This window comes from Mesorhizobium sp. M1328 (assembly GCF_040318075.1).
Lineage (GTDB): Bacteria > Pseudomonadota > Alphaproteobacteria > Rhizobiales > Rhizobiaceae > Mesorhizobium.
Genome location: NZ_JAMYLO010000023.1, coordinates 57,484 through 70,654, shown reverse-complemented (window position 1 = coordinate 70,654; position 13,171 = coordinate 57,484). Strand labels below are relative to the sequence as shown.

General features: G+C 62.0%; 12 protein-coding genes. 11 read left to right on the top strand and 1 reads right to left on the bottom strand.

Going from position 1 to position 13,171, the window contains the following annotated elements; translation table 11 throughout:
• The first annotated feature begins 11 nt into the window (after positions 1 to 11).
• From NKH23_RS28985 to NKH23_RS28935, 11 genes are all read left to right on the top strand, one after another.
• Positions 12 to 317, top strand: a complete 306-nt coding sequence (locus tag NKH23_RS28985; protein WP_352592712.1) for a type II toxin-antitoxin system TacA family antitoxin — start codon at positions 12 to 14, stop codon at positions 315 to 317.
• A 23-nt stretch (positions 318 to 340) separates the two neighbouring features.
• Positions 341 to 841 (top strand): GNAT family N-acetyltransferase, encoded by a 501-nt coding sequence (locus NKH23_RS28980; RefSeq protein ID WP_352719840.1) that lies wholly within the window; start codon positions 341 to 343, stop codon positions 839 to 841.
• Between the two features lie 545 nt (positions 842 to 1,386).
• Positions 1,387 to 2,433 (top strand): NAD(P)-dependent alcohol dehydrogenase, encoded by a 1,047-nt coding sequence (locus NKH23_RS28975; protein ID WP_352719842.1) that lies wholly within the window; start codon positions 1,387 to 1,389, stop codon positions 2,431 to 2,433.
• A 343-nt stretch (positions 2,434 to 2,776) separates the two neighbouring features.
• Positions 2,777 to 3,688, top strand: coding sequence for a carbohydrate ABC transporter permease (locus NKH23_RS28970; protein ID WP_352719844.1), 912 nt, complete (start codon positions 2,777 to 2,779; stop codon positions 3,686 to 3,688).
• Positions 3,688 to 4,587 (top strand): carbohydrate ABC transporter permease, encoded by a 900-nt coding sequence (locus NKH23_RS28965; RefSeq protein ID WP_031212286.1) that lies wholly within the window; start codon positions 3,688 to 3,690, stop codon positions 4,585 to 4,587. Before NKH23_RS28970 ends, NKH23_RS28965 begins: the two co-directional genes overlap by 1 nt.
• Before the next feature lie 47 nt (positions 4,588 to 4,634).
• Positions 4,635 to 6,164 (top strand): ABC transporter substrate-binding protein, encoded by a 1,530-nt coding sequence (locus NKH23_RS28960; protein WP_352450630.1) that lies wholly within the window; start codon positions 4,635 to 4,637, stop codon positions 6,162 to 6,164.
• 65 nt (positions 6,165 to 6,229) lie between these two features.
• Positions 6,230 to 7,759, top strand: coding sequence for a xylulokinase (locus tag NKH23_RS28955; RefSeq protein ID WP_352719847.1), 1,530 nt, complete (start codon positions 6,230 to 6,232; stop codon positions 7,757 to 7,759).
• Positions 7,752 to 9,074 carry an iron-containing alcohol dehydrogenase gene (locus NKH23_RS28950; protein WP_352978008.1) on the top strand — a complete coding sequence of 441 codons (1,323 nt, stop codon included), beginning with the start codon at positions 7,752 to 7,754 and terminating at the stop codon, positions 9,072 to 9,074. The genes NKH23_RS28955 and NKH23_RS28950 overlap by 8 nt, the downstream gene beginning before the upstream one ends.
• A gap of 75 nt (positions 9,075 to 9,149) precedes the next feature.
• A complete protein-coding gene (locus NKH23_RS28945; protein WP_353035985.1) occupies positions 9,150 to 10,232 on the top strand; it encodes an ABC transporter ATP-binding protein in 1,083 nt (360 codons plus the stop codon).
• A complete protein-coding gene (locus tag NKH23_RS28940; RefSeq protein ID WP_352978006.1) occupies positions 10,233 to 11,288 on the top strand; it encodes a hypothetical protein in 1,056 nt (351 codons plus the stop codon).
• A gap of 99 nt (positions 11,289 to 11,387) precedes the next feature.
• The gene (locus NKH23_RS28935) at positions 11,388 to 12,386 is read left to right on the top strand and encodes a sugar-binding transcriptional regulator (protein ID WP_352719856.1); all 999 of its coding nucleotides are present in this window, start codon (positions 11,388 to 11,390) and stop codon (positions 12,384 to 12,386) included.
• 52 nt (positions 12,387 to 12,438) lie between these two features.
• Here NKH23_RS28935 and NKH23_RS28930 read toward each other — a convergent pair whose 3' ends face one another.
• The gene (locus tag NKH23_RS28930; RefSeq protein WP_254819755.1) at positions 12,439 to 13,170 is read right to left on the bottom strand and encodes an ATP-binding cassette domain-containing protein; all 732 of its coding nucleotides are present in this window, start codon (positions 13,168 to 13,170) and stop codon (positions 12,439 to 12,441) included.
• Position 13,171 lies beyond the last annotated feature (1 nt).

The following is a 13,171-nucleotide window of genomic DNA, read 5'->3' as shown; positions in this document are numbered from 1 at the left end:
GAGTGATCCCAATGGCGCGCAAACAGCCCCAGATCGAACGAGAGACGCCCAACCGCGTCGAACGCCTCGGATTCCGGTTGGATGAAGAGACTAAGGATCTTATCGAGCGGGCAGCGCATCTGTCACGACGCAAAGTCAGCGACTTCTGCGTCACTGCGCTCACTGACACCGCGCGCCGGACGATCGCCGAGCATGAGACGTTGGTGCTGTCCGATCGCGACCGCGCGGCATTCTTCGACGCGCTGGTCAATCCGCCAGAGCCGAGTGAGCGGCTGGTCCGCGCCTTGGCCGAGCACAAGCGCCGGGTCGCGTCCTGAGCATGGCGGCGTCTCGGCCAGATTTGAAGATCGAGGCGCTCGCGTCGCATCACGACCGGGACGGCTTTGCCTGCGGCGTCGACAGACTCGACCGTTATCTCCGGACGCAGGCAAGCCAAGATGTGCGGCGCAAGGCGAATGGGGTCTTCATTCTCGTGGAGCCTGATAAACCGGATGTCGTGCTGGGCTATTATACGCTTTGCGCAACCGGCGTTGCACAGGGCGACGTGCCGGCCGCCGCGCGCAAGCACATCCCGCGCTATCCGCTGGTCAGCGCCACGCTGATCGGACGGCTGGCGGTCTCGGAAGCCCGTCAGGGCGAACGCCTGGGTGCGATGCTTCTCGCCGACGCCGTGCGGCGCGCCTATGCGAGCGCGGCCACAGTCGGTTCCTCGATGCTGGTGGTGGATGCCATCAGCGAGCGCGCCGCTGCCTTCTATGAGGGAAACGGCTTCGTGCGGCTGCCGGACTCCCTCCGGCTGGTCCTACCGATGCACGCAATCCAGCAACTGGTGGAGCCATGATCGACGCAGCACCTACATCGCCTAACGCGCAGCCTTCGCCGTCGGACCGCGACGGGTTCGGCCACCCTGTGCTTTGCCGAAGCCCTCAGAAGCATCTCGCAGACCCAATAAAAAGGACCCTCTTTCGTCGTGCTACGGCGCCCTGTCAGGTGCTCTGTCGCTCGGGCAGCCGAAGCCGGGCGACAATCTCTCAAACATCGCGTCACAGCATGCCCTGTTGCGCCGCTTCGCCAAAACAGAACCGAAAGATGGGAGAACTTTGTGTGCAGCAAGTGTGCACGTCGCCCTCTAAACACTGGTTCCCATCCTGATGCCGAATCTATCACTGGATACCTCAGAGCACCCTGAATGATCCAAACGCAATCGGCAGCGGCATGGTCGGCCTTCAAAGTCCCTTGGCCGGGTTGGTACGGATAGTCGGAATCTTGCCACACCCGTTTCCGAACTGGATTTTGAAGCCGTGAATGAGCGGCTATGATGAACGTGCCGAGTGCAAGCAAGGTCGAGGAGGCCTCGAACAATCGGTATTAGAGGAGATTACGTCGATGACGAACGTTCGCGCCCTTGTCCTTGAACGCCAGCACGAACTCAAGCTGCGTGAGATCGATCTGCCACAGACCGTAGGCGCGGGCGAAGTTCGCATCAAGATCCATACGGTGGGCATCTGCGGCTCGGACGTGCACTACTACACGCATGGCCGCATCGGCCCGTTCGTGGTCGAAGCGCCGATGGTCTTGGGCCACGAAGCCGCCGGCACTGTCGTCGAAACAGGGAAAGGCGTCGAGCATCTGAAGGTCGGCGACCGCGTCTGCATGGAGCCGGGTATCCCCGATCCCAATTCGCGGGCGAGCCGGCTCGGCCTATACAACATCGATCCGGCGGTCAGGTTCTGGGCAACGCCGCCGATCCACGGCGTGTTGACACCCTATGTCGTCCACCCCGCCAACTACACTTTCAAACTGCCCGACAATGTCAGCTTCGCCGAAGGCGCCATGGTCGAGCCCTTCGCCGTCGGCATGCAGGCGGCTGCCAAAGCAAAGATCGCGCCTGGTGACACGGCGGTGGTGATTGGCGCCGGGCCGATCGGCACGATGGTGGCGATCGCGGCACTCGCCGGCGGGTGCGCCCGCGCCATTGTTGCAGATTTCGCCCAACCCAAGCTCGACATCGCCAGCGGCTATCAAGGCGTGATCCCGGTCAACATCCGCGACAAGAACCTGGCGGCGGAGGTAAAGCGCCTGACCGATTGCTGGGGCGCCGATGTCGTTTTCGAATGCTCGGGCTCGTCCAAGGCATGGGAGACCCTGCTCGATCTGCCGCGGCCCGGCGGCGCGGTGGTGGTGGTCGGCCTGCCGGTGGCGCCGATCGCATTCGATGTCGCCACCGCCTCGACCAAGGAAGTCCGCATCGAGACTGTGTTCCGATATGCCCACCAATATGAGCGGGCAATCGCGCTGATGGGGTCGGGTCGGGTCGACCTAAAGCCACTCATTTCGGCGACCTTCCCCTTCGAAGATTCCATCACCGCCTTCGACCGCGCAGTCGAAGCCCGGCCGGCGGACGTAAAGCTTCAGATCCTGTTGCCGGATTAAGGGGAGTTCCAAAAGCCCCCGGCTGTCCTCCCGATCTCCTCGATGCTTTCGTAGCTTTCCTTGGGCTGCCAAAGTTGGCGGCGGCCCTGAGCGCGTTTGAGGCTGGTGCACGGCATTTACCGGCGGCGTTTCCTCCAAAAACAACTCCATACCCGGCGATGACGGCATCCTCTGGGACCACGAGCAAATCCCTTGAGCGCTGACGGAACCGACTTGACAAATCGGCGGCCGTCCGACACGTTCCTAACAAAAGGCACAACAAACTTACAAAAGTTCAAGTTGGCACAATCTGGCCGATAGGGAGAAGGCCGATGCGTCTCTGTGACCGAGCGGAGATTTGCACGTGAGCAGCGCTATCCTCACGCGGCCGACTTCCAGGTGGGCCCTGCCCCGGTTCATGACGGCCGAGCATCCTTTTCCCTGGCTCGCGCCGATCACGGTGATGCTTCTCGTTTTCGGCATCTACCCCCTCGCCTATTCAGTCTGGCTGTCGTTTCACAAACGCAATGTCGTTTCCCGGCAGCTTGACTTCGCAGGGCTCCACCAATGGACGCGGGCCTTCTCGGATGCGCGTATGTGGCATTCGCTGGAAACCACGCTGATCTACACCTTCGTCGCGCTTGCGGTTCAGCTTGCGCTCGGCATCCTCATTGCCCTTCTGCTTGACACCGATCGCAAAGGTTACGGCGTGCTGCGGGCGCTGATGACACTGCCGCTGGTGGTGCCGCCTGCGGTGACCGGAATGATGTTCCTGCTGATGCAGGACGGCTCTTTCGGCGTCCTGTCGTTCTACCTCTATGCCCTCGACCTGATCTCGCCGGCACAGCCGATCCTGACGCAGCCCGGAACCGCATTGGCGGCGATCCTGCTGGCAGACATATGGCAATGGACGCCGTTCATGGTGCTCATCATCCTGGCAGGACTCAGGGCGCTGCCGAAGGAACCTTTCGAAGCCGCGGCGATCGACGGCGCCAACGGCATCCAGACATTCTGGCGGCTCACATTGCCGATGCTGCGCAAGGTGATAGCGGTCGCGGTGCTGATCCGCGGCGTCGATCTCTTTCGCATCTACGACTACGTTTACATCATCACCGCCGGCGGGCCAGGCACGGCCACCGAGACACTTTCATTCTACGCGGGTCGAATCTACTTCACCGGAGACTTTCCCTATGCCGCGACCCTGTCGCTGATCGTGCTCGTCGTCTTGATCGTCGTGTCGAACCTGTTCGTCAGGCTGTTCAAGGTGAGGTTCTGATGGAGTCGTCGCGCGCCCAAACGATCGCCCGTGACGTGCTCGCCGTCCTGGTGGTGGCGATCTTCATGTTCCCGATCGCGTGGTGGGCTCTGTCGTCCATCAAACCCTATTCGGCGATTTTCGACCGCAGCGGACCAGTCTACACCGGTTTCACGCCGACGCCGGACAATTACCGTGTGACGTTGCTTGGCGTTTCGCGCGTCGACATCGGCATGGAACAAGGCGGCGAGGCGGCCGGGGTCATCAAGGGTGGCGCGAGCTCCTACGATTCCCGCCAGTCGTTGCTCGACAGCGCCATCATAGCCGTCGGATCGACGGCGCTGACGCTGCTGCTGGCCACCCTGGCTGCCTATTGCCTGTCGCGAATGCAGTTCAGCGGCCAGCAGTCCTTCCTGTTCTGGATTCTCTCGCAGCGCTTCATGCCGCCAATCGCGATCGTCATTCCGATCGTTTTCATGTTCCGCGATCTCGGCTTACGCGATACTTATACGGGCCTCATCCTCGTTCACAGTTTGATCAACCTGCCGCTGGCAGTTTTGCTTTTGAAATCGTTCTTCGACGATGTTCCGCGCGAGGTTGATGAGGCGGCGCTGATTGACGGCGCGACGCGCTGGCAGACGTTCCGACGCGTGGTCCTTCCCATGGTCAAGGGCGGCATCGCTGCGACGGCTGTGCTGTGTTTCATCTTTTCGTGGACCGAGTTCCTGCTCTCACTGTTCCTGACAACGTCGATCCGCACCGTGCCGGTGAAGATCTCGACCTTTGTCACCTCGACCGCGACCGAGTGGGGCTACATCACAGCGCTCGGCACGTCCGCGATCATACCCAGCTTCATCTTCATCCTGCTGGTTCAACGGCATCTGGTCCGCGGCCTCACCCTCGGGTCCCTGAAGGAGTGAGGCGCAGACGAGAAGAACGACGACAAAAACGCAATGGAGGAACGATCATGAGCTTCAGTGAACACGACAAGAAGACATTCGTCGCCGATACCTGCAACGATTTTACGGCGCGCCGAATAACCAAACGCGACTTCATGAGGAAGATGGCGCTCGCCGGTGTCGGCTTTTCTGCCTTCGGATCGGCCATGCTAGGAGGCGGCCGCACCAATCGGGGGATGCTGGGGCTTGGGGTTGAAGAAGCCCGCGCCCAGGACGCCGACATGCTGAAGTGGCTGGCCGATGTCGGCAAGCCATATGCCGGCACCAAAATCCGCTACACTTCGGAAGCGACGCCGCCAACGATCGTGGCCAACCAGCTTGTCGCGGGTGAATTCACCAAGGCAACCGGCATTGAGGTGGAAGTCGAGATCGTGCCGCTGGAGCAGGTTCTCGCCAAGGCGACGCAAGACGTACAGGGCCAACTTGGCACCTACGACGTCTACTATCTCGACCAGTCCTGGATGGCGACATTTGCCCAGGATGTCGTCGATCCGCGCGAGTATTACGACCAGAACAAAGACCTGGCGATGCCCAACTTCGACTGGGACGATTTCTCCAAGCCGCTGGTCGACGGCATTGCCATGTACAACGGCAAACAGTGCGGAATTCCATTCGATATTCCGATCTTCATCCTGATGTACCGCAAGGATCTATTCGACAAACACAACATTGCGCTGCCGACAGACCTCGACGCCTACCTCAAGGCCGTTCAGGCGCTCACAGAGGCAGAAAAAAGCAACGGCATCTTCGGCACCGCGTGCCAGGCGAAGTCCGGCCACTATTCGCTCGAATGCGACTGGACCTTCGCACTGTGGGGCCATGGCGGTTCGGTCTTCAACAAGGACAAGAAGTTTGTCGGCAATGACGAACGCGGCGTGGCCGGGCTCAAATTCTATCAGGAGTTGGTCAAGAATTCGCCGCCGTCTGCGACGACTTGGACGTGGGACGGTCAGGGACAGGCGCTGACGCAGGGACAAGCCGCTATGGCAATCACCTGGGGCGAGGATTTCCCCGGCTTCGACGCCAATGATTCCAAGGTCAAAGGCCTGTTCGAGGCCCTGCCCGCGCCCAAGGAGGTTCCTGGCCGCCGCGCCGCCGCCGATTGCGGCTTCAACGAAATCCCGGCTGTCGGCCACCAGGGCGGCTCGACGATCTCGCTGTCGCAATATTCCAAGAACAAGGAAGCAGCATGGCTGTTCATGCAGTGGGTCTGCTCGAAGGATGTGATGGCGCGGGTATCGACGCTCGGCGGCGGCGCCTCGCCGATGCGCAATTCCTCTTTTACGGATCCTCGGGTCAAGGCAAAGGCCGTTGTCGGGCCCGGAACGACACGCCACTTCGACGCGATCAAATACACTATCGACAACCAGATGGGATCGGAGCCGGACATGCCGATCTGGGCGGATTTGTCGAACAACGACATTCCGGTTGAACTCGGCAAATTGCTTACGGGCCAAGACTATGGCGGCGACGCCAAGGCATGCCTGGATGCTATTGCCGGCATTGTCGACGGCAAAGTCAAGGACGCCGGTCTTTAGCGGCTAATCGGTGATTTGGGCGAAGGCGGCTTCGGCCGCCCTCGCCGTTTGGCAATGTGGCGGCAATGGTTCCAGATCTCGTCATCGGCATTGATTCCTCGACCTCGGCAACCAAGGCGATCGCCTGGGACCGCAATGGTCTGGCCGTGGCTGAAGGCCGTGCACCGCTTGCAATGTCCAACCCGCGTTCGGGCTATTTCGAGCAGGATCCGGCCGAATGGTGGACCTCGACGGTCGCAGCGCTGCGCGCTGTCGCGGCAACGGTTTCGCCGGCACGCATTGCAGCCCTTGCGATTGCCAACCAACGCGAGAGCTTCGGACTTTTCGATGAGCAGGGCCAGGCAGTCGGGCCTGCAACGCTCTGGCTCGATGAGCGCGCCCGGCGGAAGGCACGGCGCTTCGGCGAGAGCTTCGGCGCGGCACGCGTCCACGCAATATCCGGCAAGCCGCTGGACGTCATTCCTTGCCTTTACCGCATGATCTGGTTTCGCGAGGAAGAGCCCGAGATTTTTGCCCGGGTGGAGCGAATGGCCGAAGTTCACGGCTATCTGGTGTTTCGCTTGAGTGGCCTGTGGGTGACGTCCACCGCATCCGCCGACCCGATGGGCATACTCGATATGCGAGCTATGGACTGGTCGAACGATATACTGAACGCGGCAGGCGTCGCCCGGCGCATGATGCTTGACCTGGCGCGGCCCGGCGCCGTTCTAGGCCAACTAACGTCGGAAGCGGCCATGCTGACGGGCTTGCGGGAGGGCACACCGATCGTCGCCGGCGGCGGCGACGGTCAATGCGCCGGCACGGGCGCGGGTGTGTTGCAGCCGCGATGCGCCTACATCAACCTCGGTACGGCTGTCGTCTCTGGCAGCTTCGGCATCGACTACGTGCATGATTTGGCCTTCCGCACAGAGACGGCGGTCGCCGATGATGGCTATATCTACGAGACGTGCCTTCGCGCCGGCACTTTTCTTGTCGACTGGATGGCGCGCGAAATGCTTGGCGTCGATCTGCATGGCGCAAGCGACGCCCTGGAGGCGCTCGAGGCCGAAGCCGCTACCAGCCCGATCGGCGCAGGCGGCATAATGCTCCTGCCCTACTGGCAGGGCGTCATGGATCCGCACTGGGACAGTGCTGCCCGTGGTGTCATTGCCGGGCTATCCGGCTCCAGCCGCCGCGGCGACATCTATCGCGCCGTGCTGGAAGGCATAGCGCTGCATCAGGCCGCGACAAGTCAGCGGGCCGCTGCGGCTGCCGCCCAGACCATCGACCAGTTCATAGCCATCGGCGGAGGAGCGAAGTCCGACCTGTGGATGCAGATTTTGGCAGATGCACTCGACCGTCCCGTAATGCGTTCGACGACAGTGGAAGCCTCCTCGCTTGGCGCGGCGATGGCAGCGGCCAAGGGCGTGGGCTGGTTTTCCACCATCGCCGAAGCGTCGCTCGCAATGGCCAGCAAGCCGGCCAAAACCTTCGAACCGGACGCGAAACGGGCCGCGCTCTACGCCGAGCTTCTTGCGATCCATGCCGATCTTTGGCCTACGCTTTCAGCCTGGAACGAGCGCCTCGCGGCCTTCATGGAGGCCGATCATGGCTGAAACCAACTGGAACGCCTTAATCGAGGACGTTGTCGCGGGACGCTGGAAAGATCCCAAGACAGGCGCGGCAGCGGTCCTGCCGTTCCAGACGATCGAATTGCTGGAGACGACGGAGGGCCGGGAGGCGGATCTCGTTGCGCCCCTGGCCCTAGGCAGCCGCATCGCTGTTGTGTCCGATGTCAACACCGTCGATGTGATGGGCCGGCGCGTCGCGAAGGCGCTGCGCGCCATCGCCGACATCGACGAAATCGTGCTGCCTGACGGCCTCGACTGCGATGAGGCAACGATCCAGATGGTCAGGGAGAAGACGCGTCACGCCGACGGGGTCGTGGCCGTCGGGTCGGGCGTCCTCAACGACAGCTGCAAGCATGCAACCTTCCTCGACGAGCGGCCCTATGCCGTCTTCGGCACGGCCGCCTCGATGAATGGCTACGGCGCCTCGACAGCGTCGGTGACGTTGGCCTCCGGGCTCAAGATCTCGCTGCCCTCGCATGCTCCGCGGGGCATCTTCCTGGACCTTGGTGTTTCGGCTGCAGCACCCGCCTGGCTCAGCGCCGCCGGGCTTGGCGACAGCCTCTGCCGCTCCACCGCCCAGATCGACTGGTGGGCTTCGCATCGGCTGTTCGACACTTACTATTCCGAGGTGCCTTACCTGCTGCAGGCGGGTGATGAGGAACCGATGCTGGCCCATGCGCCTGGCCTTGCCAGGCATGACATCACCGCCGTCGGGCACCTCCAGCGCATCCTGACGCTGTGCTCGATGGGTGTGTGCTTCGCCGGCGTTTCCCACCCTGGGTCCATGGGAGAGCACCAAATCTCCCACTGGATCGACATGTTCGCGCAAGCCCATCATCCCGGCACCACGCACGGCCAGCAGGTCGGGGTTGCCTCGCTGGTCATGGCGCGACTGCAAGCGCGGCTACTGGACATGGAAGAGCCGCCGCAGGCAAGGCCGACCTTCATCGACGAGGCGGCAATGCTGGCGCGCTATGGCGGGCAACTTGGACCGCTTTGCATTGCCGAGATGAGGAAGACGGCACTCGACGCCAGCCAGACGGAAACCTTCAACCGCAGGCTTGCGGAAATCTGGCCGGCGTTGCGCCAGGAGGTTCGGCCGATGGCAATGCCGGTCGCCCGCATGGAGGCGGCGCTCAAGGCTGCGGGGGGGCCGGTCACCGGCGCGGAACTAGGCCTGCCGCGTGCGCTTTGGCACGATGCCATTCGCTATTCGCGAGAAATCCGCGGCCGATGGTCCTTTGTCAACCTGGCCGCCGATGGGGGGTTGCTGGAAGAGTTTCTGGAGAACGAATGGTGAGAGCATCCGATCGCCAATGGCTCGCATGGCGAAAATGAGATCCAACCGGCAAGGGCAATCGAAGGGTAGCAATTTATGGCGTCTGTCACCATCAGCAACATAAAGAAGGACTATGGCGCCGTCTCGATTATCGATGGACTCGATCTCTCGATCGAGGATGGCCAGTTCGTCGTTCTGTTGGGACCGTCCGGCTGCGGCAAGTCCACGCTGTTGCGTATGATAGCCGGTCTCGAGCCCATCACGTCCGGTGAGATCGCCATAGGCGACAGGGTCGTCAACACGCTCCATCCCAAAGACCGCAACATCGCGATGGTCTTCCAGAATTACGCGCTTTACGCGCACATGACAGTCTTCGACAACATGGCCTTTTCCATGCAGTTGAAGAAACGTCCAACCGATGAAATCAAACAGAAGGTCGGATGGGCGGCGGCGATCCTCAATCTGACCCCCTATCTGGAACGGTACCCCCGCCAGCTTTCGGGCGGTCAGCGGCAGCGCGTCGCCATGGGCCGCGCCATCGTGCGGGACCCAACTGTGTTCCTGTTCGACGAACCGCTGTCCAATCTCGATGCCAAGCTGCGCGTGCAGATGCGCACCGAAATCAAGGAGCTCCACCAGCGGCTGAAGACCACCACCGTCTATGTCACGCATGACCAGATCGAGGCCATGACCATGGCCGATGTCATCGTCATCATGCGCGACGGCCATATCGAGCAGATCGGGCGCCCGCTCGATGTCTACGATCGCCCGGCAAACCTCTTCGTCGCCTCTTTCATCGGCTCGCCCGCAATGAACATGTTCCATGGCGAGGTGGCTTCCGAGCGCGGCGCCTGGGTGGTGCGGGCCGACGAGCTATCCCTCCCGCTCCCGCCAGGGGCTGCGGTCCGGCCCGGCCAAAAGGTGATCTACGGCATTCGCCCCGAACATCTTCGACCAGTGGCCGACGGGCGCGGCATTCCGGCGAGGATTACGGTTGTCGAGCCGACTGGCCCCGAAATCCACATCTTTTCCAGCATGGGCAACACCGCGATCTGCTCGGTGCTGCATGACCGCATGGAGCCCTCTCCTGGAGCGGTGATCCATCTGGAGCCGGCGCCTGAGCGAATCCACCTGTTCGACGAGGATAGCGGCGAGCGGCTGGACAAGGGAAGAAGCTGAATGGCGCGGATCATCATCCTCGGCGCCGGCGTCATGGGCTCTGCCATGACGCTTCCGGCCGCTCATGCCGGTAACCACATCACTCTTGTCGGGACCCATCTCGACGAGGAGATCGTCGGCTCGGTGGCCAGCACAGGTCGTCACCCTCGCCTCAACATCACTCTGCCTGACGCGGTGACCGCCTGTTCCTGGACCGAATTCGGGGCAGCGATGAACGATGGACCCGATCTGCTTGTACTCGGTGTTTCGTCGGCCGGCATTCCTTGGGCGATCGACCGCATTGCGGAAAGCATCAAGTCGCCCGTGCCGATCCTGATGATTACGAAAGGACTTGCGGCAACCGACGAAGGCATCGAAATCCTGCCACATCCGCTTGCCCGCGAGATCGAGCAACGCACTGGGTTGTCTGTCCCTGTGATGGCCATAGGCGGACCGTGCATTGCCGGCGAACTGGCCGCACAGCGCGACACGTCTGTGATCGTGGCCGGGCACGATCCCGACCAAGTGACCGCGGCGTCCCGCATTCTGCGTGCGCCTTTCTATCATGCGCGATCGTCATCCGATCTCGTCGGTGTCGAGATCTGCGCTGCTTTCAAGAATTTCTACACACTCGCCGTTGCGGCCCCCGTTGGGCTGCTCGAGCGCGACGGCAAGGCGCCCAATGGCGCGCTCATGCACAACCTAGCCTCGTCACTTTTCTCGCAGTCCCTCGCCGAGATGGCGATTCTGGTCGAAGCTCTGGGTGGAAAAATCGAAACGGTGCTGGGGCTGGCCGGCTCCGGCGATCTTTATGTGACCTGCCAGGCGGGCCGTAACGGTCGCATGGGACGCCTGCTCGGCCGCGGCCTGCCTTATTCCGTGGCGAAGCGCGAACATATGAGTTCGGACACGGTCGAGGGGGCGCAACTGGCGCTGGACCTTGGTCCGGCTTTGAAGAATATGATGGGCCGGGGTGTACTTCCCCACGATCGCCTGCCGCTGACGAGGGCCATCATCGACGCGATTTGCCATGATGCTCCGCTGGTTTTGTCCTTCGACCGCTATCATCGAGGCTAGCGGAGCCGGGGAAACTCGATTGATGCCTCATATCGATGAGCACATGGCTCCGCCGAGCCCGCTCTGGACCCGCTGCCGCGGAGTGGACAGGATGATCTGATGGAGAAACCAGCACGAAAGAAACGCGACGGCCGCCAAGCCATAACGAGTTCCGTCACGGCCGATCGCGAGGAAGGCCTGCTCGTGCGCGCCGCCTGGCTTGCTTACGTCGGTGACCTCACCCAGGCGCAAATCGCCAAGTCTCTTGGCCTGACACGCCTTCGCGTCAACCGGATGCTGGCGCATGCCCGCCAGCGGGGGATCGTCCAGATTCGCATCAATTCCAAGGTGGCGAACTGCATCGAGCTAGAGCACCGGCTGCGGGACGCCTATGGCGTCTCCGAACCAATCGTGGTTCCGACACCGCCCGATCCTGCCCTGGTGCCACAGGTCATCGCAGCCGCTGCCGGTGAAGCCCTGTCGCTTAGAATCCATGACGGAATATCGGTGGGCGTGGGATGGGGACGGACGCTCCAGCTTAGCCTGCGGTCAGTGACCGTGCGCCCGGTCAAAGGGATGTCGGTCGTTTCCCTGCTTGGCGGCCTCACGCGTGGATCGGCGATCAACATCTACGAGATCGCTTCGCGGCTCGCGGCGCTTTTCGATGCGGAATGCTTCTACATCGCAGCACCGGTGTTCACGGACACCGAGGCCACGCGCGACCTGCTTATGCGCCAGTCCATTCTGGAAGACGCCTTCACTCATGCCCGCGACGTTGACGCCGCTTTCGTTTCGGTGGGCGCGGTGCACAAGGACGCCACCATCTTTCGGATCGGACTGGTAGGAGACGATGATCTCAGATCGCTCCGCGAAGCCGGAGCGGTCGGCGATATTTGCGGCCATTGGATCGGCGCCGACGGACAACTCGTCGATCACCCGCTAAACAGTCGCGTCATCGGCCTCGCCCCCGAACATCTGCGCGACGTCGACACTGTGATCCTGCCCTCCGGCGGCCTCGACAAGGTTCCGGTGCTGCGCGCCGTACTGCATCTCGGAGTCGTCGATGTGCTGATCACCGACGAGAAAACCGCTGAGGCGGTCCTTGCGGAAAAGCCGTAGCGCAGACTGACCTCTACCAGCAGAGCGGCCCGCGAGTGATCGTTTCTTCACGTCACAGAACCTCGTGGATTTCCTCGATCGAAGTCTCGCCGATCCGCTTGTCGAGAACGATCTCGCCGCGCGCCATGGCAACGACCCGGTCACAGCATTCGAAAACATGATGCATGTTGTGGCTGATGAAGACGCTGGTGATGTTCTGGGCCTTGAGGGCGCGAACGAAGCCGATCACCTTTCGCGTCTCTTTCACCGAAAGATGATTGGTCGGCTCGTCGAGGATCATGACTTTCGACTTGAAGTGCATGGCCCTGGCGATCGCCACACCTTGGCGCTGGCCGCCCGACAGTTCACCGACCAGCGCGTCGGGCGACCTCAGATGCAGATCGACGTCGGCGATCGCTTTGACGCTTTCGTCACGCATGCGCTTCTGGTCCAGGATGCCGATGCCGAAAACCGAGCCCTTCACCGGCTCGCGTCCGATGAAAACGTTGCGGGCGATGGTCATGGTCGGGACCATCGAATTATACTGGTAGATCGTCTCGATGCCGCGATCCATGGCGTCGCGCGGGTTCGAGAAGCGGACCGGTTCGCCTTCGATCCTGATCTCGCCGCCATCGGGCTTTTGGGTGCCTGACAGGATGTTGATCAGCGTCGATTTGCCGGCGCCATTGTCGCCGACGAGGCCCAGTGCCTCATCTGGGTAGATGTCCAGCGTGACGTTCTTCAAGGCGTGGACGCCGGAATACCATTTCTGGAGTCCCTTGATCGCGATGATGGGTGCCGCCATG